The 20,877-nt window shown below is 66.3% G+C and carries 21 protein-coding genes and 1 pseudogene; 13 read left to right on the forward strand and 9 right to left on the reverse strand.

Going from position 1 to position 20,877, the window contains the following annotated elements:
• Positions 1-35: 35 nt before the first annotated feature.
• Both A3A5_RS0127045 and A3A5_RS0127050 read right to left on the reverse strand, forming a co-directional pair.
• Positions 36-989 (reverse strand): tripartite tricarboxylate transporter substrate binding protein, encoded by a 954-nt coding sequence (locus A3A5_RS0127045; protein ID WP_018313598.1) that lies wholly within the window; start codon positions 987-989, stop codon positions 36-38.
• Between the two features lie 88 nt (positions 990-1,077).
• Positions 1,078-2,505, reverse strand: coding sequence for an amidase (locus A3A5_RS0127050; protein WP_018313599.1), 1,428 nt, complete (start codon positions 2,503-2,505; stop codon positions 1,078-1,080).
• 154 nt (positions 2,506-2,659) lie between these two features.
• Between A3A5_RS0127050 and A3A5_RS42240 the strand changes: the two are divergent.
• The 10 genes and pseudogenes from A3A5_RS42240 (at position 2,660) to A3A5_RS0127105 (ending at position 12,895) form a co-directional block, all read left to right on the forward strand.
• A pseudogene (locus A3A5_RS42240) lies at positions 2,660-3,015 on the forward strand (acyl-CoA dehydrogenase family protein).
• Between the two features lie 462 nt (positions 3,016-3,477).
• Positions 3,478-6,279 carry a monovalent cation/H+ antiporter subunit A gene (locus tag A3A5_RS0127065; protein WP_018313602.1) on the forward strand — a complete coding sequence of 934 codons (2,802 nt, stop codon included), beginning with the start codon at positions 3,478-3,480 and terminating at the stop codon, positions 6,277-6,279.
• Positions 6,279-6,647 (forward strand): Na+/H+ antiporter subunit C, encoded by a 369-nt coding sequence (locus A3A5_RS0127070; RefSeq protein WP_018313603.1) that lies wholly within the window; start codon positions 6,279-6,281, stop codon positions 6,645-6,647. Before A3A5_RS0127065 ends, A3A5_RS0127070 begins: the two co-directional genes overlap by 1 nt.
• Positions 6,644-8,185 (forward strand): monovalent cation/H+ antiporter subunit D, encoded by a 1,542-nt coding sequence (locus A3A5_RS0127075; protein ID WP_018313604.1) that lies wholly within the window; start codon positions 6,644-6,646, stop codon positions 8,183-8,185. The genes A3A5_RS0127070 and A3A5_RS0127075 overlap by 4 nt, the downstream gene beginning before the upstream one ends.
• Before the next feature lie 3 nt (positions 8,186-8,188).
• Entirely contained in the window at positions 8,189-8,692 is a 504-nt protein-coding gene (locus A3A5_RS0127080) for a Na+/H+ antiporter subunit E (RefSeq protein ID WP_018313605.1), read from the forward strand.
• Positions 8,677-8,949 carry a K+/H+ antiporter subunit F gene (locus A3A5_RS0127085; RefSeq protein ID WP_013956829.1) on the forward strand — a complete coding sequence of 91 codons (273 nt, stop codon included), beginning with the start codon at positions 8,677-8,679 and terminating at the stop codon, positions 8,947-8,949. The genes A3A5_RS0127080 and A3A5_RS0127085 overlap by 16 nt, the downstream gene beginning before the upstream one ends.
• A gap of 10 nt (positions 8,950-8,959) precedes the next feature.
• The gene (locus A3A5_RS0127090) at positions 8,960-9,304 is read left to right on the forward strand and encodes a Na+/H+ antiporter subunit G (RefSeq protein WP_018313606.1); all 345 of its coding nucleotides are present in this window, start codon (positions 8,960-8,962) and stop codon (positions 9,302-9,304) included.
• Positions 9,305-9,451: 147 nt separating this feature from the next.
• Entirely contained in the window at positions 9,452-10,279 is an 828-nt protein-coding gene (locus A3A5_RS0127095; protein ID WP_018313607.1) for a class I SAM-dependent methyltransferase, read from the forward strand.
• 165 nt (positions 10,280-10,444) lie between these two features.
• Positions 10,445-12,088 carry a hypothetical protein gene (locus A3A5_RS0127100; RefSeq protein WP_018313608.1) on the forward strand — a complete coding sequence of 548 codons (1,644 nt, stop codon included), beginning with the start codon at positions 10,445-10,447 and terminating at the stop codon, positions 12,086-12,088.
• Positions 12,089-12,208: 120 nt separating this feature from the next.
• Entirely contained in the window at positions 12,209-12,895 is a 687-nt protein-coding gene (locus A3A5_RS0127105) for a cyclase family protein (RefSeq protein ID WP_018313609.1), read from the forward strand.
• A gap of 48 nt (positions 12,896-12,943) precedes the next feature.
• Here A3A5_RS0127105 and A3A5_RS0127110 read toward each other — a convergent pair whose 3' ends face one another.
• Genes A3A5_RS0127110 through A3A5_RS0127130 form a run of 5 tightly spaced genes read right to left on the reverse strand, consistent with a single transcriptional unit; the run spans position 12,944 to position 18,121 of the window.
• Positions 12,944-13,951: a hypothetical protein gene (locus tag A3A5_RS0127110; protein WP_026201179.1), complete on the reverse strand. Its 1,008-nt coding sequence runs from the start codon at positions 13,949-13,951 to the stop codon at positions 12,944-12,946.
• A gap of 2 nt (positions 13,952-13,953) precedes the next feature.
• Entirely contained in the window at positions 13,954-15,063 is a 1,110-nt protein-coding gene (locus A3A5_RS0127115) for a GNAT family N-acetyltransferase (protein ID WP_018313611.1), read from the reverse strand.
• On the reverse strand, positions 15,060-16,283 hold the full coding sequence (locus A3A5_RS0127120) for a hypothetical protein (protein WP_018313612.1): 1,224 nt from the start codon (positions 16,281-16,283) through the stop codon (positions 15,060-15,062). The genes A3A5_RS0127115 and A3A5_RS0127120 overlap by 4 nt, the downstream gene beginning before the upstream one ends.
• A 3-nt stretch (positions 16,284-16,286) precedes the next feature.
• Positions 16,287-17,171, reverse strand: a complete 885-nt coding sequence (locus A3A5_RS0127125) for a ThiF family adenylyltransferase (RefSeq protein ID WP_018313613.1) — start codon at positions 17,169-17,171, stop codon at positions 16,287-16,289.
• The gene (locus tag A3A5_RS0127130) at positions 17,168-18,121 is read right to left on the reverse strand and encodes a hypothetical protein (RefSeq protein ID WP_018313614.1); all 954 of its coding nucleotides are present in this window, start codon (positions 18,119-18,121) and stop codon (positions 17,168-17,170) included. Before A3A5_RS0127130 ends, A3A5_RS0127125 begins: the two co-directional genes overlap by 4 nt.
• Before the next feature lie 337 nt (positions 18,122-18,458).
• Between A3A5_RS0127130 and A3A5_RS0127135 the strand changes: the two genes are divergently transcribed.
• Together A3A5_RS0127135 and A3A5_RS0127140 are read left to right on the forward strand one after the other, a co-directional pair.
• Positions 18,459-19,124, forward strand: coding sequence for a helix-turn-helix transcriptional regulator (locus A3A5_RS0127135; RefSeq protein ID WP_018313615.1), 666 nt, complete (start codon positions 18,459-18,461; stop codon positions 19,122-19,124).
• A complete protein-coding gene (locus tag A3A5_RS0127140) occupies positions 19,121-19,687 on the forward strand; it encodes a DUF6036 family nucleotidyltransferase (protein WP_018313616.1) in 567 nt (188 codons plus the stop codon). The genes A3A5_RS0127135 and A3A5_RS0127140 overlap by 4 nt, the downstream gene beginning before the upstream one ends.
• A 232-nt stretch (positions 19,688-19,919) precedes the next feature.
• Here the strand turns inward: A3A5_RS0127140 and A3A5_RS0127145 are convergent, their stop codons facing one another.
• Together A3A5_RS0127145 and A3A5_RS0127150 are read right to left on the reverse strand one after the other, a co-directional pair.
• Entirely contained in the window at positions 19,920-20,318 is a 399-nt protein-coding gene (locus A3A5_RS0127145; protein WP_232431473.1) for a type II toxin-antitoxin system VapC family toxin, read from the reverse strand.
• Positions 20,319-20,326: 8 nt separating this feature from the next.
• Positions 20,327-20,578 (reverse strand): antitoxin, encoded by a 252-nt coding sequence (locus A3A5_RS0127150; RefSeq protein ID WP_018313618.1) that lies wholly within the window; start codon positions 20,576-20,578, stop codon positions 20,327-20,329.
• A gap of 68 nt (positions 20,579-20,646) precedes the next feature.
• On the opposite strand from A3A5_RS0127150, the gene A3A5_RS0127155 reads away from it, so the two are divergent.
• Positions 20,647-20,877 (forward strand): helix-turn-helix domain-containing protein (locus tag A3A5_RS0127155; protein WP_018310564.1); only part of this gene is annotated, 231 nt, incomplete at its 3' end.

Below are 20,877 nucleotides of genomic sequence, written 5' to 3' on the forward strand. Positions count from 1 at the left end.
GCAGGGCCGGGCCAGCGCAAGCGGGAGCGAGAACGTCAGTCCTCGGCCTGGAAGCCGGTCGCCTCCACGATCGGCTTCCACGCGGCGCGCTCCAGCAGGATGCGGCGGCGGCCTTCCTGGCCGGAGCGCGCCACCACTTCCAGGCCCAGCGCTTCCAGCTTGGCCGCAGTGGCGGCGTTGGCCGAGGCGGCCAGGAACATCTTTTCCACGTGCGCCACCACGTCAGGCTGCGTGCCAGCGGGCACGAACACGCCGTACCAGCTGGTGGCGTGGTCATACTGGCTGAAGCCCTGTTCCTTCATGGTGGGCACTTCGGGCAGCGCCTTGGCGCGGCGCGTGCCGCTCACCCCAAGGAAGCGCAACTTGCCGCCCTTGTACAGCGGCATCATGCTGGCCACGGCATCCCAGCCGATCGACACATTGCCGCTGACCACATCCACCAGCATCGGCGACGCGCCGCGATACGGTGCGGGCGTGATGGCGATGCCTTCGGCCTTGCCAAGCGCCACCGTGCCCAGGTGGCCGGCGCTGCCGATGGTGGCCAGGCCAAGGCTGGCGCCGCCCGGGTTGCGCCTGGCCCAGCCCACGTATTCCTTCATGTTCTGGTAAGGCTGCTGCACGCCGGTCGCGACCGCGGTCGGCACATCGGTCAGCACCGCCGCGGGCACCAGGTCCTTGTCGGCATCGTATGACAGCTTTTTGTAGGTCAGTGGAAAGATGGTGAACAGGGGCGAGGGGCCGATGAACACGGTCTTGCCATCGGGCCTGGCGCGCTTCACGTAGTCGAGCGCCAGGCGCGCCGAGGCGCCGGGGCGGTTTTCGACCACCACGGTGCCGTGGCCGTCCTGGCGCAGTTGCTCGGCATACAGGCGCGCCAGGCTGTCGGCGGCGCCGCCGGGGGCGTAGCCGACGATGATATGCATCGGCTCGGCATCGGCCGCGCTGGCCGGCGCGGTCATGGCGAAGGCGGCGGCAGCGACAGCGGTCATGGCCAGCAGCCGGCGCGTCAGTCGGGATTCAGGAGTCATGGCAGTCTGGGCATCTTGGGTTGGGATGTCATAAGGACCTCGGCACCGGTCAAGGCAGCGCGGGCCATCGGCCGGTGAAATCATGGACCGATTCGTACAAGGCCGCCGCACGCAGCAGCTGCGCGTCGCCGCGGAACTGCCCGACCAGCTGCAGCCCGATCGGCAGCCCGTCGCAGCCAAAGCCGCAGGGCAGGCTGATGGCCGGATGCCCGGTCATGTTGAACGGCATGGTCCAGGGGAACCAGTTCGCGCGCACATCGGGATAGTCCTGGCCGTCGATTTCGATCTGGCCGAACAGGTCTTGCTCCAGCGGCAGTGCGGTGCGTGTGATGGTGGGCATGGCGAGCAGGTCGGCGCGCCCCAGCAGCGCCTGCACGCGCAGGAACAGCTGCGAGCGCTCGAACATCGCTTGCTGGTATGCCACGGCGGTGAATGCGGCGGCGGATTCCACCTGGCGCACGAAGGTCGGGCTCAGTGCCTCGCGGTGCTGCGCCACGACCGCCGCAAAGCGCGTGCGCCATACCGTGTGGTTGATGGCACGCCAGACGGGCTCGACGTCGAACCCGTCTCCGCCGAAGGGCTCCAGTTCGGCGCCTAGCGCGCGCAGCTTGTCCAGGCTGGCCTCGAACGCGCGCGCCACGTCTGCTGACACCGGGCGGCCCGGCGGCGCCAGGCAATACAGGATGCGCCGGCCACGCAGGTCGCCCTGCGGCTGCGCTGCGGCCACGTAGTCGGCGGCGGCCACGCCGATCGACCACGGGTCGCACGGGTGCTCGCCGGCCATGGCCTGCAGCATCAGGCCGGTGTCGGCCACCGTGCGCGTGGTCGGCGTCACGTAAGTCTGGTTGCCGAACAGGTCCTGCGCCTGGCTGTGCGGAATCACCCCCTGGCTCTGCTTGATGCCCACCACGCCATTGCAGGCGGCAGGAATGCGCGTTGAGCCGCCGCCATCGGTTGCCACCGCCAGCGGCGCGATGCCGCTGGCCACCGCCACCGCGGCGCCGCCGCTGGAGCCGCCACTGGTGCGGTCGGCATGCCAGGCATTGCGGGTGCGCCCGAACAGCGGCGAATCAGTCAGGCATTTGGAGCCGAATTCCGGCGTGGTGGTCTTGCCGACCAGGATCGCCCCCTGCATGCGCAACCGCGCCACCGCCACGGCGTCTTCGGCCGGCACGTTGTCGCGCATCGGCACGGCGCCAAAGGTGGTGCGCACGCCGCGGGTGTTGACGATGTCCTTGGCGGTGAAAGGAATGCCGTGCAGCGGGGGCAGCGGCCGGCCGGACATCATTTCCGCTTCCGCCGCGCGCGCCGCGGCCATGGCCTCGTCCGCGCACAGCGTGATGAAGCAGTTCAGCACCGGCTGCAGCCGTTCGGCGCGCGCCAGCACCGCAGCCGTCAGTTCCACCGGCGAGATTTCCTTGCGCCGGATGCGCTGCTGCAGTGCGGCGGCGCTGGCAAGACAAAGTGCTTCGCTCATTGGACGGGCGTCTCCTGAAGATGGCCGCGCATGCCGGCTCCGGCGCGCGCAGGCGTGATGGCGATAAGCTGGAACAGGCATCTTACAACCGGCCCGCGCACGCGGGGACTATCGCTGCGGGCGCGCGGAGGGCCAGCACCAGGGCATCCAGTGGATGCTGGCGGACATGGGCGCACGCATCGAGGCCGCCCGCTGCCTGGTCTATGCCTGCGCGCAGCGCTACGACCGCCAGGATTCCGATACCTCGATCCATGCCTCGATCGCCAAGATGCAAGCACTGACCTGTGCATGAAGGTGGTGGTGGACTGCCTGCAATTGCTCGGCGGCAACGGCTACCTGAAGGCCTGTCCGCTGGAGCGTTTCATGCGCGACGCCAAGATGAACCAGATCGGCGAGGGGACCAGTGAGGTGCACAAGAACCTGATCGGGCGCCACCTGATGAAGACTGCGGCGGCGATTCCGCGCCACCCGTGCCTGGACCTGGAACCCGACCAGTTCGGAGCCGCATGATGACGCACACGCCTGAGCAAGCGCAGCAGCAGGGCGCCGGCCATGACCCGCTCACCAATCCCCTGTGCCGGCGGCTGGGCAACTGTCGATGTAGATCGGATGCCCGGCATCGCGGAAGGCCTGGATGACTTCGAGCGCGGTCTCGGCGTGCAGGAAGCTGTGTTCGGTTGTCGAAGGGTACTCGCGCGGACGCTGCCGCGCAGCACGTGCTATCGCCGTACGTATTCAGCTTCTTCTTGTAAAGCGATGAATTTTTTCGTGCGCCGCGCATAAGGCAAGCATGATTTGCGCAATGCCGGCAGAATCCGGACAGTAGGGGGGGACGCTTGCCCGCATAGAGGACCTGGCCCATGACCACTGCCCCATTTGCAAGACAAGCACCATCGGCCCGGCTTGCCGCCCGGCGCGTCGACGGCCGGCACACGCCGGCCGTGACCCCGGGCAACGGCTGAGGGGGGGCGCATGGCGCTGGTGCTGCTGATCGCGCTGCCCCTGCTGGCCGCGGCGCTGACATGGTTGATCGGCATGCGGGCCGCGCGCTTGCTGGCGCCTGTCGTGATCGGGCTGCCTCTGGCCGCGCTGGCGCTGCTGCTGAGCCTGCGCGGCGCGGTCTTCGAGCAGCCGGGGCATGCGCTGGGCTGGCGCGTGGCATGGCTGCCGCAGCTCGGGCTGGACCTGTCGCTGCGGCTGGATGGCCTGGCGTTCCTGTTTGCGCTGCTGGTGCTCGGCGTAGGCCTGCTGGTAATCCTGTACGCGCGCTACTACCTCGCGCGCAATGAATCCGCGGTGCGATTCTTCTGCCTGCTGCTGTTCATGGCGGCCATGCTGGGCGTGGTGCTGGCCGGCAACCTGCTGTTGCTGGTGGTGTTCTGGGAGCTGACCAGCATCCTGTCGTTCCTGCTGATCGGCTTCTGGTCATGGCGCACCGATGCGCGCCAGGGCGCGCGCATGGCGCTGGCGGTCACGGGCGGCGGCGGGCTGGCGCTGCTGGCAGGGGTGCTGCTGCTGGGCCATATCTGCGGCAGCTTCGAGCTGTCCGAGGTGCTGGCGCGGGCCGGCAAGGTGCAGCACCACCCGCTGTACCTGCCGATGCTGGTGCTGGTCCTGCTGGCGGCCTTCACCAAGTCAGCGCAGTTCCCGTTCAGCTTCTGGCTGCCGCATGCCATGGCCGCGCCCACGCCGGTCTCCGCCTACCTGCACTCGGCCACCATGGTCAAGGCCGGCGTGTTCCTGCTGGCGCGGCTCTATCCGGTGCTGGACGGCACCAACAGCTGGTTCTACCTGGTCAGCATGACGGGGCTGGCCACGCTGATTGTGGGCGCCGGCCTGGCGCTGCTGCAGCGGGACCTGAAAGGGCTGCTGGCTTATTCCACCATCAGCCACCTGGGCCTGATCACGCTGCTGTTCGGGCTCGATACCCAGCTCAGCACGGTGGCGGCCATCTTCCATATCATCAACCACGCGGTGTTCAAGGCGTCGCTGTTCATGGCGGCCGGCATCATCGACCATGAAACCGGCACGCGCGACCTGAACCGCCTGCACGGGCTGGCGCGCTACATGCCGCACACCGCGGTGCTGGCCATCGTGGCATCGCTGTCGATGGCGGGGGTGCCGTTGTTCAACGGCTTCCTCAGCAAGGAAATGTTCTTCGGCGAGACCCTGGCGCAGGGCCTGCTGCGCGACTTCAACTGGGTGATCCCGACGGCGGCGACGCTGGCGGGGGCGCTGACGATGGCCTATTCGCTGCGCTTTATCTACGGCGTGTTCTTCGGCGCCCGGCAGCCCGACCTGCCCAACTACCCGCCGCACGAGCCGCCGCGCTTCATGAAGGTGCCGGTGGAGTTCCTGGTGGTGATCTGCCTGGTGGTCGGGCTGGTGCCGGCCTATACGGTGGGCGACCTGCTGGCGGCGGCTTCGCTGGCCACGCTGCGCGCGCCCCTGCCAGATTACAGCCTGAACCTGTGGCACGGGGTCAACCTGCCGCTGCTGATGAGCCTGGTGTCGATGGCCGGGGGCTCGGCGCTGTTCTTCCTGCGCCGCGACGCGCTGCGGCGCCTGCAGCAGGCGATCGACCACCTGAGCGCGCGCGAGTCGTTCGAGCATGGCATGCATGCGCTGGAACGCTTTGCCGCGGCCGTCACGCGCTGGCTGGAGAACGGCTCGCTGCAGACCTATGTCGCCTGGATGCTGCTGGCGCTGCTGGGCGGGCCGGCATACTTCCTGGCCGACCTGGAATTGATCAGCGGCGGCGTGCCGGCGGGCGCCATCGACCTGATCGGCGCCGCTACGCTGGCGCTGCTCGGGCTGTGCGCGGCGGGTGTGGTGGTGACGCACCGCCAGCGGCTGCTCGCGCTGGTGCTGCTGGGCGGCTGCGGGTTGATGGTGTCGATGGCATTCCTGCGGTTCTCCGCGCCGGACCTGGCGCTGACGCAGATCTCGGTGGAGGTGGTGACGATCCTGCTGCTGGTGCTGGCGCTGTTCTACCTGCCGCGCGAGACGCCGGAGCGCGCCGGAACGGCGCGCTCCGGGCGGGATGTGGTGCTGGCCCTTGGCGGCGGCACCTTGCTGGCGGTGGCGGCCTACGCCGTGATGACGCGGCCCTATGATCCGGTGTCTGCCTTCTACATCGACCAGTCCGTGCCGGGCGGCGGCGGGCACAACGTGGTCAACGTGCTGCTGGTGGATTTCCGGGGCTTCGACACCATGGGCGAGATCTGCGTGCTGCTGATCGCAGGGCTGGCGGTGCAGGCGCTGCTCAAGGGCATGCGGCTGGACACGCCGTCGGCAGCGCCCGATGGCCTGCCGTGGAGCAGCCAGGCGCATCCGCTGCTGCTGGCCATGCTGGCGCGGCTGATGCTGCCGCTGACGCTGCTGGTGGCGGTCTATATCCTGCTGCGCGGGCACAACCTGCCGGGCGGCGGCTTTGTCGCGGCGCTGATCACATCAGTGGCGCTGCTGCTGCAGTACGTTGCCAGCGGCGTGCGCTGGACCGAAGCGCGCATTGCGCCGGACTATCGCGCCATTGCCGGCGCGGGCATCCTGCTGGCGGGCCTGACCGGGCTGGGCAGCCTGGCCTTCGGCTATCCGTTCCTGACCACCGCCTTCGGGCATTTCCACATACCGGGCATCGGCGAGGTGGAGCTAGCCACGGCGATGATCTTTGACCTGGGAGTCTTCTGCACCGTGACGGGAACCACGCTGGTGATCGTATCGCACCTGGGCGTGCGCAACCTGCCGCCGGCACAGGCCGCGGAGGACGCCTGATGGCCGCGCTCTACGCCATGACAATCGGCATCCTGGCCGCGGGCGGCATCTACCTGCTGCTGCGCGAGCGCGTCTTCACCGTGGTGCTGGGGCTGACGCTGCTGTCGTATGCGGTCAGCCTGTTCCTGCTGGGCATGGGGCGCCTGTCGATCGGCCGGCCGCCGGTGATCGTGGCGGGCGCCAGCTATGCCGACCCGCTGCCCCAGGCGCTGGTGCTGACCGCCATCGTGATCGCGTTCGGCATGACGGCGTTCGCGGTGGTGCTGGCGCTGCGCTCGCTGGGGCTTACCGGCAGCGACCATGTCGACGCCGCCGGCCAGCCCGAGGGGCACGCTGCCGATGGCGCCGGTCAGGAGCCCCGGCCATGAACCACGCCGTGCTGCTGCCCATCCTGATCCCCATGCTTGCCGGTGCGCTGCTGAGCGCGATGCCGGCCCAGCGGCTGCGCGCGCAGCGCATCGTCTGCGCCGTGGCCACGCTCTTGCTGGCGCCAGTGGCGGTGCACCTGCTGCGCCAGGCGGCTGCCGGCGAGATTGCGGTCTATGCGATGGGCAACTGGTCCGCCCCGTTCGGCATCGTGCTGCAGCTGGACCGCACCGGTGCGATGATGCTGGCCCTGACCGTGGTGCTGGCCGTCGCTGCGCTGGCGGCGGCGGGGGAGGGCACGGCCCGGCAGGGCCGGCATTTCCATGCGCTGTTCCAGTTCCAGCTGATGGGCCTGAACGGCGCGTTCCTGGCGGGCGACCTGTTCAACCTGTTCGTCTTCTTCGAGATCCTGCTGATCGCGTCCTACGCACTGCTGGTGCATGGGGCAGGGCGGGCGCGTGTCGGCGCCGGGCTGCACTATGTGATCCTGAACCTGGTGGCGTCGTCATTCTTCCTGGTGGCTGTCGGCGTGCTGTATGGGCTGTCGGGCACGCTGAACATGGCGCACCTCGGCCTGCGCCTGGCCGGCCTGCCGGCCCAGGACCTGCCGCTGGCGGTGGCCGCCGGCGCCATGCTGATGCTGGTCTTTGCGCTGAAGGCGGCGCTGTTTCCGCTGTATTTCTGGCTGCCGCGCGCCTACGCCAGCGCCACCGGCCCGGTCGCAGCGCTGTTTGCCATCATGACCAAGGTCGGCATCTACGCGATGCTGCGTTGCGATGCGCTGATCTTCGGCGGCCCGCGGGGGCTGCTGGGGCCATTCCTGCATGACTGGGTGTTCGTGCTGGCGCTGTTCACGCTGGCGGTAGGCGCGCTGGGCGCGGTCGCCGCCGGCACGCTGCGCGCGATGACCAGCTACCTGGTGGTGGCATCAGTCGGGTTGCTGGCCGCCTGCGTATCGATGCAGACGCAAGCCGGCTGGGCCGCGGCGATGTTCTACCTGCTCAGCACCACGCTGTGCACCGCCGCGCTGTTCCTGCTGGCCGACGCGCTGGAACCGGAGCCGGCGCGCGAGGACGGGACCCCGGTCAGTGCCTCGCGGCTGGCGGGCCTGCTGTACCTGGTGGGCGTGGTGGCAGCGGTGGGCCTGCCACCGCTGTCGGGCTTCCTCGGCAAGGCCATGGTCCTGCGCGCGACCCCGCCGCCGTGGGTGCCGGCGCTGTGGCCCGCGGTGCTGGTGTCGAGCCTGCTGCTGCTGATTGCCGTGTCCCGCACCGGCACGCGGCTGCTGTGGCGGCTGCCGCATGCGGCGGCGCGCGTGCCGGAAGGGGATGAATACCTCGACGACGACCATCCCGGCGCGGCACGCCTGCGCGTGCGGCCCGACGCGCGCAAGCTGGCCTGCTGCGCACTGCTGCTGGCGGGCAATGTCGCGCTGACGGTATGCGCGCGGCCGGTCAGCGACTATGTGGCTGACGCGGCCGCGCAACTGCTGGACCGCGCCGCCTATCTGCGGGCAGTGCTGCCCGGAAAGCCGGCGTAAGCCATGCTGCAGCGTCTGCTTCCCCATCCCTGGCTGAGCCTGATCCTGATGATCATGTGGCTGCTGCTGACCAATAGCCTGGCACCCGGGCACTGGCTGCTGGGGGCACTGCTCGGCTGGGCCATCGGCCGGCTGGCCGACCGCTGGCTGGTGCTGGGCGCGTTCCGCTTGTCGCGGCCCGACCTGATCCTGCGGCTCAGCATCCATGTGCTGTTCGATATCGTGAAAGCCAATGTGGAAGTGGCCATCATGGTGCTGGGCCCCACCGCGCGCCTGCGCCCAGCCTTTATCGTGGTGCCGCTCGATGTCGAGCACGAGCTTGCCACCACCGCACTGATCAGCATCGTCTCGCTCAGCCCCGGCACGCTGTGTGCCGAACTGAGCGACGACCGCCGCGCCTTGCTCGTGCACGTGCTGGACCTGGAGGAAGAGGCCGCGCTGGTCGGGCTCATCAAGTCGCGCTATGAAACCCCGCTCAAGGAGATCTTCCAATGCTTGCCATCGTGATACCGGTCTGCCTGGTGATCCTGGGCCTCGCCTTCCTGCTGACCCTGGCGCGGCTGCTGCGCGGACCCAGCCTGCCGGACCGCATCGTGGCGCTGGACACACTGAATATCAACGCCATCGCGCTGATCGTGGTGCTAGGCATCAGCCTGGATTCGGCACTGTTCTTCGAGGCCGCGCTGCTGATCGCGGTGATGGGCTTTGTCGGCACCGTGGCGCTGTCCAAGTACCTGCAGCGCGGCGACATCATCGAATACTAGGGAGCGCCAGATGCTGCATCCTGTTGCGGAATTCATCGTGTGCGCGCTGCTGCTGGTGGGCAGCGTTTTCATGCTGGTCGGGGCGATGGGGCTGTTCCGGCTGCCGGACTTCTTCATGCGGCTGCATGGGCCGACCAAGTCGACCACGCTGGGCGTGGGCGGGGTGGTGCTGGCCTCCGTGGCGTATTTCAGCTTCCGGGGCGATGCCAGCCTGCATGAACTGCTGGTGACCGCCTTCCTGTTCCTGACCGCGCCGATCAGTGCCCACATGCTGGCCAAGGCCGCGCTGCAGCGCCAGCTGCCGGTGGATCCGTGCACGCGCGGCAGCGGCTGGATGCCGCGCATCCGCGATTAGGGCAGCAACGCGCAAACCCGACAGCCACAGGAAACGAAGCATGCCAACCGCGCCTTGGTGCCTGCTGCAACGGTTTACTTTCGCTGCAATGTGTCCTACACCCAGTCAGGCGATGCCGGCACCTTTCACGCCAGGGCAGGGGGTTTCATGGACTTGCAACACTCGGACAAGGTCTTCGCGGGCGCGATTCCTGACGTCTATGAGGCCTTGATGGTGCCGATGATCTTTGCGCCATACGCTGCCGACATGGCTGCCCGCATCGCAGCGCTGCAGCCGCGGCGGGTGCTGGAACTGGCCGCCGGCACCGGCGTGCTGACCCGGGAAATCGCCGGGCGGCTGTCGGCCGATACCATGATCGTTGCCACCGACCTCAACGCGCCGATGCTGGCGCGGGCCGAGCAGGCCGGCACCAGCCGCCCGGTGCAATGGCGTGAGGCCGACGCCATGGCGCTGCCGTTTGCCGATGCCAGCTTCGACATGGTCGCCTGCCAGTTTGGCGTGATGTTCTTCCCGGACAAGGGCCGCGCCTTCGCCGAAGCCCGCCGCGTGCTGGCGCCGGGCGGCACGCTGATCTTCAATGTCTGGGACCGGCTGGAATTCAACGCCTTTGCCCGCGATGTCACCGGGGCACTCGCCACGCTGTTTCCCGACGCGCCGCCCGAGTTCATGGCCCGCGTCCCGCACGGCTACCACAGCCAGGCCACCATCGAGCAGGATCTGCGCCTGGGCGGATTCCAGTCATCGCCGGTCTTTGAAACCGTCGCGGCAACCAGCCGCGCCAGCGCCGCCCGCATCCCGGCGGTGGCATTCTGCCAGGGCACGCCATTGCGGGCCGACCTGGAGCGGCGCGGGCCGGATGCGCTCGGCCAGGCAACCGACCATTGCGAACAGGCGTTCCTGCAGACTTACGGCGCGGGTCCATTGGCCGGTCCGATGCAGGCGCACGTGGCGATGGTAACCGCGCCCGCGGGGTAAAGCAGCCCCGGCAGGTCGCCGCCAGGCCATCGCCGGGGCGTGCGCAAATCGCCGCTTGCACCGATACTGTAGCCAGGCTCGGCTTGAGACAGCACGGATCGTCGGCTACCATCAGCGCGGCGCGGTCCGGATTCCCCTGGCGCGCGCTGTCGGACGATGACTACGATGCCCCTTGTTCGCGTGCTCGCGATCGGTCTGCTGTTAGGTTCGCTGTCGGGATGCGATTTCCTGCGTGGCTATGCTGAAGGCGAATCCGCGGTCATGCGGGACTTCAGGGCCGGGGCTCGTGCCGATGAGCTCGGGGCGGCGCGCTTTGTCTTCGATGACTTCGGCGGCCTGAGCACCGATACCCTGGAAACCAATGCGCTGCCGTGGAAGCTGGCAACGACGGCGCTGCTGCTGGCCGGCGGCCCCGGCGTTCCGGTCACCCATGACGCCTTGCGCCGGGCGCTGCGCGAGTTCGGATTCATCTATCCCGATGCGGTCCGCAACTGGCCGCGCCAGCAACAGCCCAGGTTCGACAAGCCCCTGGGCGTGGTCAGCGGAATAATCGGCCGGGACATCCCGAAAATCCGCCTGGAGGTGTCCAACCTGGGATGCGCATCGTGCCATGCGGGCATCACCTACGGCAAGGACGGGCGTCCCACCAACGATGTCTGGCTGGGGCTGCCGAATACCTCCCTCAACCTCGACGCCTTCGTCGCCGCGGTCTATCAGGCGGTGAAGCGGGTGAAATCCGATCCGGAGAAGCTCCTGTCAGCCATCCACCAGCTTTACCCCGACACTAGCAAGGAGGAACTGGATACCATCCGGAAATTCGTCTGGCCGCGGCTGGTGAAACGGGTGGCGGAACTTGAAGCCAGCGGTGACGAGCCACTGCCGTTCAGCAACGGGGCGGCCGGCAGCACCAATGGTGTCGCGGCACTCAAGTTCCAGTTTCATCTTCTCCCAGCGGGCATCGCCGCCAGTGGTTCCACCTCGATTCCGGAACTGGGCTACCGAAGCCTGCGCTCATCGCTGCTCTATGACGGCGTCTATACCAGCAAGGGCGCGCCGCGCTTCGTGCCGGTAGCGCCCGGTGCCGCCAATGATGCCGGGCGGCTGGCGCATATCGTGGCCTTCTTCACCGTGCCGACCATGGGCATGCCGCCGGATCGCGCCGGCCGCGCCATTCCGCGAGTGGAAGACGTCATGCGCTTCATGGCGGGCTACACGCCGCCGCCGTTTCCGGGCCCGGTTGACCGTCCCCGCGCCGCGCGCGGCCGCGCCATCTTTGATGCCCACTGCGCCCAGTGCCACGGCAGCTACAGCCAGGACACTGAGCGCCCGCGGCTTGTCAGCTTCCCCAACCGGTTGGTGGCACAAGCGGATATCGGTACTGACCCGACGCGTTGGCAAGCGATCGATCCCGGCCTGCTGCAAGCCATCTCGCGCTCCGAGCTGGGCAAGCATATCGACGCGGCAAGCACCGGGGGCTATGTCGCGCCCATCCTCTCCGGCGTGTGGGCGACGGCACCGTACCTTCACAACGGCTCCGTGCCCACGCTCTGGCATCTCATGCATCCGCAGGCGCGGCCCAGGCGCTTCTGGGTCGGCGGTCATGCACTGGACTACGGCAAGCTGGGCATCGCCGGCAAGCTCGATGCGGACGGCACCTGGGCCTATCCGGCCAGCTACCAGCCGTGGTCGAAACCCGTGCTCTACGACACGGCGACAGCGGGGCGCGACAACCGCGGCCATGAAAAGGCGTTCTTGACCCTTGCCGAAAGCGACAAGGATGCGCTGCTGGAATTCCTGAAGCTGCTTTAGCCTTGTGGGTTGTCCCGGTTCATGACTGAAAGGACTCACGATGCCGCCCGTTGGCAGCTTGACCCGGCTGAAGGCACGGCAGTAGCATCGGTTCAGCGCAACCAGGATGGAGCGCAGACGATGATTGTCGATCTCTCTCATGTGTTCCACGACGGGATGCCTGGCGTCCTCTTCAAGCGCGAAACCGGCGAAGCGGTCGAGTTGACCGCGCGTATCCGGCCGTTCATGACGCATGCGCAATCAGGCTGGCACTACGAGGGCAAAGCCTCGTTCGAGATTTCCGAGGTGGCGTTCCAGACATCCGTCGGCACCAAGCTGGATGCGCCCCGTCACCGCTTCGAAGGCGCGGAAGACATTGCTGCGCTCGATCTCAGCCGGCTGGTGCTTGACGGCGTGGTCATCGATGCCCGCCACGCGACCCCCGGGCAACAACTTGCGTGGCATGACCTGCAGTTTCCCGAGCAGCTCGCAGGCCAGGCCGTGCTGGTGAATTTCGACTGGGATCGCCATTGGGGGACGGAGATCTATCGATCGCACCCGTTTATCTCACGCGACGTGATCAGCCGGCTCTGCGACGCGGGCATTGCCTTGTTCGGGGTGGACTGCGCCAACGTCGACTCGACCCAGGATCCGGAACGCCCGGCGCACACCCGGTTTCTGGGACGAGGCATCCTGATCGTCGAGAACCTCACCGGACTGTCGCGCTTGCATGGCGTGCCGTTTCGCTTCTTTTCCATCCCGCTGAAGGCGCGGGACGCGGCGGCTTTCCCCGTCCGCGCCTTCGCCGAGGTGCGCGAACACGCATAGCCAGGACCGCGCCCGGGGTAAGGGCCGCAACCCGCAAGCGTCGTTGGCTCAGGATGCCTGCATCAGCTCTGCGGTGGGAAGTCTTGCGCTCCGGGGGATGCCGCGGACCGGCACAGGCCCAAAGCGCATGATGTTCACGAGCCGGTTTCTGCGCGGCAACCGCTGGCTTTCGGCAAGCAGGGCGGCATGGCCAGGTGAATCGGCCAGCGCCGACATCGGCACGCCGGCAAAGCCCCTGGCAGTCATGGCCAGCCAGAACCGGTACCAGCGGCGCCCGATGTCAAAGCTCGTGACGTCCGGTGCGGCATGAATCAGGACGATCCGGGCCGCGCTTTTCACTTTTGCGCTTTCCGATGCCAGCAGGCGGGTCAGCGAAAGCGCAGAGAGCAGCCGGATCACACGGGGTCTCAGCGCAATCGACGCACCCCAGGCTTCCCACCGCGACAGTGCCATGCAGTCGGCCGAAAGCCCGTCGCGCGGCCAGCCCGGATCGTGCGGTGACAAGCGCAGCCAGTGATAGAGCTCCTCGGCAAACCGTGGGTCATCCAATCCCGCAGCAGCAGCGTCGTCATACCATTGGGCGATTTGCGCCGTGCTGTTCTTGCTCGCCAGCGTGACGAATTCGGCGTGGTCCGCAGCGCATTCGCCCAACGAATTGATCTGCGGCGGGGTCGCACGGAGAAACTTGCCTCGATAGGCGCGGCGCGCGTCCACGAAGGCGGCAAGGGGATCCGGGCCCGCACCTGATGTGATCAGGGCAGATGCGGCCCGGCGAAAGTCCTGGGTAGCGGGAGGGTAGGGCAGGCTGGAGACCTCAGGCTGGGTGAGCCTCAACCCGAGCGTCGACAACGCCATGGTCATGCCTTCCCAGGCCATGCCCAGGGCGATCTGGTTGTCCCGCCCGGTGGGGTCGCCCACGGACAGCCATCGCGCAGGGTCTTCAAACAGTTCAACCTTGTCGCCGGCAAAGCGCCAGCGAGCGGGCTGGATATTGTGCGCGCTGGGGGCGCGGCCAGCCTGGGCAACGAGGGTGAGTTGCTGATCGCGCGTGAGCATCACTAGATGGCCTTCCTGAAGAGATGCAGCCGATGCAGTGGCCTGGCGCCCATCTTCTCCATCTGCTTCTGGCTGGCGCCATTCGAATCCGACACCCAGCTGATGCCCAGGTGCGAGTACCCGGCACCGCGCATCGCCTTGAGCAGATGGTGCAGCATGACGCCGTTGACGCCGCGGCTGTGGTAGTCCCTGCGCACGGAAAAAAAGATGATCGCCGCACGCTTGCGGCTGGCGCGGAACCTGATGAGATGCCAGAGCGTTGACAATTTCAGGCGGAAGCCGGTGGCGCGCAGAAACGGGTTGAGATCCGGCACGCACAGCAGCACCCCGATCGGTTCGCCCTTGAAATAAGCGGTATAGGACAGGCGCTCGTCGATGATCCACATCATGCCGGCGCAGGGAAACAGGAATTCCTCCTCCGTCAGCGGCACGAACATCGGGTTGTTGGCGAAGCCATCGTTCAGGACCGCGCATGCCTCCAGCAGGCGCCGGTCAAAGCCGCGCCGCCGGATGGGCTCGAATTGCCAGGCGGGATCCTGCAGCAGTGCGCGTTGCTTGCTTCCGATCAACTGCACCGGATCGTAGCTGCGCACGTCGAGCTCGAACGTGCGCATCGGAAAGAACGGCTCGAAGCCGCATGCCCGGAGCAGCCTGGCAATATGCGGCGGCGTGTATTCCTGGTAGGTGTATGGCGGATGCTCGAAGCCCTCGGTGACGATGCCGATCATCTGCGTGATCGTCAGGTTGAAACTGCCAGCCAGTTCCTCACAGCCGTTGTGCTTCACCCAGCCCGCCGCCGCGCCGAGCAGCGCTTGCGCGACCTCCACGTCATCGACGCAGTCGAACATGCCGAAGTAGCCGCGCTGCTGGCCGTATTGCTGATTGGACGCATCGTGGATATGGGCCAGGATACGGCCCACGATCTGTCCGTCCCGATGGGCGGTGAACCAGGTGCGGCGCGCAAACTGCCGGAACAGCGGGTTCTTCGCCGGGTCCAGCGCGCGCGCAAGATCCCCCTTCATCGGCGACACAAAATGGGTATCGCGTCCATAGCAGGCGAAGGGCGCCTCGAAGAACGCGTCGAAATCGCCTTCACGCAGCACTGTTGTCATGCGGCCTCCCGCTGTCCGAGATGGCGCGCCAGCCGCAGGATCACCGCGGCGCGCAACTCGCCGATGGCCGCGTTGGCGCCTTGCGGCAGGTTCAGCAGCACCACTTGCGCGGGCTGGCGCGCGATCAGCAGGGCATGCGTCATTTCGTGGCGCTCGAGCAGGTCCACCAGCTGCTCCGCGGCCTCGACCCGATCGCCTTGCCGGATCCTGGCCCACGCCCTGGCGTCGCCGATCGACACGGGCTCACGCCGCCTTCCTGCCAGCTCGAACAGTGCGTCCAGGGCGTAGCCACCAAGCTCCGCGTTGCCGAGCACCACATGGTCTGCGGTCTGCGGCAGGCGCCTGAGCGAATGCAGGAAACCCTCTGGCGTATCCAGCCGGGCGTGGAGCAGCCAGCGCAGGAACGCGTTGCCATCACCGGCCAGCGAAACGGCGCGAATGCGGACAAAAATGGCCGTCAGCAGCACCCATGCAATGGCAACGGGCATGCCGCGCAGGCCAGCCTCGGCAAAGCCCGGGCCGGGCCCGCGCGAAGCCAGCGCCATCACGCTGGCCAGCACGACGGCGAAGAGCAGGGCGGCTGCAATATGCACCAGCAGCCCGCGCACGACCCGCTGCGATTCCGACAGGTTCAGGAAGACATAGACGAATGCCAGCGCCCCCAGCGCCCCGAGGCGAACCGGCACATGGCCGAGTTCCTCGCGGAAGTCAGTGGCCGCGAGCGGCACGGCCAGGGCCACGACCACCACTACCGCCCGGGCCAGGCGTTCCTCGTTGTCGGACAGCTCGGCATCGCGCAGCCACAGCAGGAACCAGCCATTGCTTGCCGTCACCACGGCAAAGCAGCCAAGGAACGTCAGCAGCAGCGGCGTATTGCCCGACAGATCGGTAAAGAGATTGACGACGAAGAACACCACCGACACGCCCAGCGCCAGCAGCTTCAGCCACAACGGGTGGTGGCGCCGCACCAGGTGCTCGGCAAACAGGGTCATGGCAATGGGCAGCAGGGTTGCCGCTGCAAACACCAGTTGCGCAAGCAGCGTGCCGCCAAACAGCCAGGAAAAGCCCCGGACCGCCAGCAGCGCCGTCAGCACCCCGAACAGGAACAGGCCCGTGCCGGCCCCGGCCTCGCGCCGGGACCAAAGGAAATGCAGGTAGAGCCCGCAGCCCACCGCGCCGAGCCAGGTAACGGCCACATCGCTTGCCAGGGCGTCAATCACGCGTCAACCCTCATCTCGCATCAGCCTTGTCATGAAGCGCCGTACCAGCGCGCGTACGGCCCATGCCGTCAGCACATTGCGCGGTGTCTCGACACGCATGCTCCAGGGATTGAAGAAATAGCCGCGCACGCCGGCCAGCCGCGGCCGGCCGAGCACCAGCTTGATGGCTTCGAACGCCATCAGGTTGCCCGTGGTGATCACCATCGGCGCAAACGACATGCGCTTGCGCTTGCCGGTCAGCAGGTCCCTGGCGATGCCAAGCTCAACATGCCGGACGGAGCTCGAGTTGACCATCACATATTCCAGTTCCTTGCCCAGGCATGCCTGCCTGACCTCCGGCGTCAGGGACTTCCAGTCCATGCCGGCCGTGGGGTAGGACAGACGCTCCTCGGGCCGGGGATCTTGCGGTCGGACGACCGTGACCGAGGGCAGGGGAGCGGTATAGGCGTCGATGACGGTCGCACCATGCTCCCGCGCCTTGCGATAGAGCGCGATGCCCGCGGCCATGTCATCCATGCCGTTGACCACGATCTTGTAACGGCTCAGCAAGTCATCGAGCTTGTCGGTCCACTCCGCGCCGAAGGTCTCGATGGCAAGCTCCGGGTTGATGCGCCGGATCTGCGCCACGGTGGCCTCGACCTTGTTCACGCCAACGGTATCCAGGCTGGCAAACACCTGGCGGTTCAGGTTCGACACGTCGAATGCATCGAAGTCCGCCAGCGCAAAGCCGCCGATGCCGACCCGTGCCAGCGCCTGCAGGCAGGCGCCGCCCATGCCGCCGACACCGCAGATCAGCACCCGTGCATTACGCAATTGCTGCTGTTCCGCGTCGGTCACGAAACCGATGTTGCGGGTGGTGAATTCCTCGTATGAAAAGGGTGGAATCATTGGCTTTTCCTTGCGCGCAGGACTCCCAGCGGCTCACGCGGATTCAGCCAGTGGAACAATGGCAGGACGATCCGGCCGACAGCCAGGAACGCAATCTGATAGAGGATGGCGGGCAGCGAGTCCCGAGGCACTTCCCGCAACAGGTATTTCCGTGCGCTGGCCAGGTCCAGGCAGGCGATCTGCAGGAAATCGTCGCCGCGCTGGTAATCCAGCTCCCGCTGGCAGAGTTCGTTGGCGCGCTCGTCCCGATGCTTCGGCGCCTGGTCGAAGGTTTTCTTGAGATTGTCCGAGCCGCCCGTATAGGCATCGGTAATCACGAACCGCGCCTCGTCAAATCCCGCCGCCTGGTCAACACCAAAGACATGCCGATGCGATTTCATGATCTCGCGGGCCACGCTCAGGTGTTCAAAGCTGCGCCGCGACGGCTCAAAGGGATTGGGATAGGCCGTGACAAAGACCTCGGCGACCTTGCCGATGATGGCCGGCACCTGGGTCACATTGCTGATCCAGATCGGGCGCAGGCCGCGGCGAAAGAAAAGCAGGATGCAGGTCAGCCCGTACAGCACCCAGGACAGTCCTTGCGTGCGATAGCCCGGATCGACCATCACCAGCCCAAGGTGAATGGCCTCGGCCGGCCGTCCCTTGATTTCGACCGGCATGACCGACAGCGCGTTGAACGCAATCGGCCGGCCGCTGTCCCGGTCATAAAGCAGCGTGATCACGGCCCGCCGCAGCCTTTCAGGGTCGCCGGAAAGCACCCCGTAATCGAGATCCTTGCCGATTCCCCGTTGCACGATGCCGCGCATCTCAGCCAGCATGGCTTCAAGCTGCTGAGCGTCCATCCACAAGCCGGGCCGCTCGACGACCCGGATCCGGACGGACCGGCTGGCCCTCAGGCTCAGGTCCAGGTAGCGCAGCCGCTGTCGAAAACGCCCGATGAATTTGAACATGCAGGTTTGGCTGGTGCCTTGTTCTTGTGTGGCCGGACCGGGAGGCAAGTGTGGATTGGAGCATATAACAGCCAGGCTATGGTGTCACGGGCGTGGCCACAGATGCCGACAGCAAGCCAGTTTTGGTCGGGGGTATGTCTTTTCTATTTGGGCCAAGTACGGCAATACTAATTGGTCCTCATGCTCAAGTTACGCATAATGTATATTATGTTAAATCGAATATATCTCAGCCTGAGGGACTCGTTCCCGGTATCCCGCTGAGGCGTGTCTTCTAGATCTGATGCATATGTTCAGCAAGCTGGTCAAAGGCAGTTGTTTTGCCTAGAATACTGGACATATGCCTGCCTTTACCGATACCACCTCTGTCCTAGAGCGTCACTTGCTGCTGCAACTCGGCGACCGTATCAAACGCCTGCGGAAGGCGCGGAACGTTAGCACGGTCGAAATGGCCAAGCGCGTCGGCATCTCCCGGACGACCCTCGCTGCCGTTGAGGCAGGCGACCCCGCGCCGACGATGGGCACATACTTGCGCGTGATGTCCGTCCTGGGCGTGGCCGGTGACCTCGCCCTCTTAGTCAGTGACACGTTCCAGCCGCCGTTAGCCAATTCGGCGGCCGGCTCGTCCAAGCGTGCCAGACCACAAGTGCAGGTTATGGTCAGGACTGATCGCAGCCGCCATGAAGCTCAGGACTTGCAGAGCATGGCGCTCCACAAGGAGGCGATCCGCATGATTCATGACGATCCTGCGCTTCTGGACCGCGCCCAAGAGATCCTCAGACGATGGCGCTCGCAGGGAGACTCACGGTCTGATTCACTCTGGTCCGAGTGGGAAACGATTCTTGCGAACCGGTCGTGGCGCAAAGCGCTGGGCCGGACTCGGCGTGCTCAAGAGCTTCGGCAGGCCTCTCCCCTGCCGACGCTTCTACCCGATGCCGTTCGACAGGACGTGCTTGCACAGATCCAGGCGTTGAAGAAGGGCGTTGTCCTCGGGGACCAGGAATGAACCGGGAAGATCTGGAACACATCATTCGAGCTGCGGCCGACATTACGAACGAGTACGAGTTCGTTGTCGTTGGCAGCCAATCGATCCTGGGGCCGATCCCCAATCCCCCGGCGGTTTTCACGATGTCCGCGGAGGCCGACATCTACCCGCTCAATGCTACCGACAAGGCGGATGCGATTGACGCAGCCATCGGAGAGGGTTCGCGCTTTCACGAGACGTATGGTTACTACGCGCAGGGCGTCGGGCCTGAGACTGCGTGCCTCCCAGCCGGCTGGCAAAGCCGCCTGCAGCGCATCCAGACCGCGGGCACGAACGGGCGGGTTGGCTATTGCTTGGGCGTCGTTGACCTCTTTATGGCGAAGGCGGTAGCGGATCGCGACAAGGACCGCGTCTTCTGTATGGCCCTAATTCAGTACGGCTATGTTTCGCCGCGCGCAGCGATCGGCCTCGTCGACGACATGCCGATAGAAAAAGCTGCACAGGGACGACTGCGTGCACGCATTAAGCGCTGGACGAAAGCATTGCGGGACCAAGGTCATGCGGTCCCCGCCGATGACGCCTAGGTCTGCTTTCAGAGGGCGCCACAACATTGACCGCGCGTCGCATCCACACCGGCATCTGCCCTGCCCCGCCCGACTGAGCCCCTCAGTGTTGCGGTAACAGACAGGACGTGGGATCGGCGGCGGTGAAATCACCCGCAGCCTGGCGCGCCCCTACACCTGCCTGTACTCGGCCACATGGGGCCTGGAGCCACCGGTCCGATCCCTGTGACGCTCTCGTTTGCCCGCCAGCCGGTCAGTTTCCTGTCGGCACCGACCAGTCCTCCACCACTAGGCCAGGGACGCGCCAGAACGCCTGATCATTGGTCACCAGCACTGCACCCGCCTCCCGCGCATGCGCGGCAATCAGCAAATCCAGTGCGCCCATCGGCTGCCCTTGGGATTCCAGCACAGCGCGGGTCTCGCCATAGCTGGCCATCACCGAAGACGCCCAGGGCAACACCTCAACCCGGCGCAGCAGCTCGTCGACGGCGCGCGCGAGGCGCGCTGCGCCGGGGCGCTTGGCCAATCCGTACATCAGTTCCGCGCCGGTGATGGCTGACAGGCACAGCGAAACCATTGGCGCGGCCGTTACGCGCGCCACGACTGCTGGATGTCCCCGCAGCAGATGGCTCACGATATTGGTGTCGAGCATGTAGCGCGTCATTCGAGGCCAGCCAGCGGATCCCGGGCTTGTTCGCCCTGCGTGCGGTCTGCCAGGAAGTCTGGGGGCACGGCACTACCCTCGATCTCAGCCAGAAAGCTGTCCCAACTCTCCGGACGGCGCGACAGAATCACGTCCCCTGTGGACGGGTCACGGCGTATATAAACCTCACGCTCAGCGAAGCGGAATTCCTGCGGCAGCCGCACCGCCTGGCTGCGGCCAGTGGTAAAGATCTTGGCAGTGGTGCTCATGAGTGTTTCCGTTGGTATAAGTGTCTTGAGTAAACCAATTTCACGAATGAAAGTCAGATGCCAGTCACATGAAGAACGAGCTGGCATCGCCGATGAAGTGCACCATCGAACTGAACGACGTGGAGAAACGAACCTTGGAAGAGCTTGCGCTGCGGCATCCGTATGAAGACTTCAGGGTTAGAGGACAAGGCTTGTTGCTGCTCGGTGCAGGTCAACGAGTGCACGAGATCGCGACGCAGTTGGATGTGAGCAAGAAGACTGTGTACAACTGGACGAACGCCTGGCGCGAGAAAGGGCTG

Source organism: Cupriavidus sp. UYPR2.512, from assembly GCF_000379565.1.
Lineage (GTDB): Bacteria > Pseudomonadota > Gammaproteobacteria > Burkholderiales > Burkholderiaceae > Cupriavidus.

Coding starts and splice junctions, on each gene's coding strand:
- A3A5_RS0127100 (WP_018313608.1), top strand. CDS start 10,445: ATGCCCCTTGTTCGCGTGCTCGCGATCGGTCTGCTGTTAGGTTCGCTG.
- A3A5_RS0127075 (WP_018313604.1), top strand. CDS start 6,644: ATGAACCACGCCGTGCTGCTGCCCATCCTGATCCCCATGCTTGCCGGT.
- A3A5_RS0127080 (WP_018313605.1), top strand. CDS start 8,189: ATGCTGCAGCGTCTGCTTCCCCATCCCTGGCTGAGCCTGATCCTGATG.
- A3A5_RS0127065 (WP_018313602.1), top strand. CDS start 3,478: ATGGCGCTGGTGCTGCTGATCGCGCTGCCCCTGCTGGCCGCGGCGCTG.
- A3A5_RS0127090 (WP_018313606.1), top strand. CDS start 8,960: ATGCTGCATCCTGTTGCGGAATTCATCGTGTGCGCGCTGCTGCTGGTG.
- A3A5_RS0127110 (WP_026201179.1), bottom strand. CDS start 13,951: ATGCTCACGCGCGATCAGCAACTCACCCTCGTTGCCCAGGCTGGCCGC.
- A3A5_RS0127115 (WP_018313611.1), bottom strand. CDS start 15,063: ATGACAACAGTGCTGCGTGAAGGCGATTTCGACGCGTTCTTCGAGGCG.
- A3A5_RS0127140 (WP_018313616.1), top strand. CDS start 19,121: ATGAACCGGGAAGATCTGGAACACATCATTCGAGCTGCGGCCGACATT.
- A3A5_RS0127095 (WP_018313607.1), top strand. CDS start 9,452: ATGGACTTGCAACACTCGGACAAGGTCTTCGCGGGCGCGATTCCTGAC.
- A3A5_RS0127130 (WP_018313614.1), bottom strand. CDS start 18,121: ATGTTCAAATTCATCGGGCGTTTTCGACAGCGGCTGCGCTACCTGGAC.
- A3A5_RS0127150 (WP_018313618.1), bottom strand. CDS start 20,578: ATGAGCACCACTGCCAAGATCTTTACCACTGGCCGCAGCCAGGCGGTG.
- A3A5_RS0127145 (WP_232431473.1), bottom strand. CDS start 20,318: ATGCTCGACACCAATATCGTGAGCCATCTGCTGCGGGGACATCCAGCA.
- A3A5_RS0127125 (WP_018313613.1), bottom strand. CDS start 17,171: ATGATTCCACCCTTTTCATACGAGGAATTCACCACCCGCAACATCGGT.
- A3A5_RS0127105 (WP_018313609.1), top strand. CDS start 12,209: ATGATTGTCGATCTCTCTCATGTGTTCCACGACGGGATGCCTGGCGTC.
- A3A5_RS0127135 (WP_018313615.1), top strand. CDS start 18,459: ATGCCTGCCTTTACCGATACCACCTCTGTCCTAGAGCGTCACTTGCTG.
- A3A5_RS0127050 (WP_018313599.1), bottom strand. CDS start 2,505: ATGAGCGAAGCACTTTGTCTTGCCAGCGCCGCCGCACTGCAGCAGCGC.
- A3A5_RS0127070 (WP_018313603.1), top strand. CDS start 6,279: ATGGCCGCGCTCTACGCCATGACAATCGGCATCCTGGCCGCGGGCGGC.
- A3A5_RS0127045 (WP_018313598.1), bottom strand. CDS start 989: ATGACCGCTGTCGCTGCCGCCGCCTTCGCCATGACCGCGCCGGCCAGC.
- A3A5_RS0127085 (WP_013956829.1), top strand. CDS start 8,677: ATGCTTGCCATCGTGATACCGGTCTGCCTGGTGATCCTGGGCCTCGCC.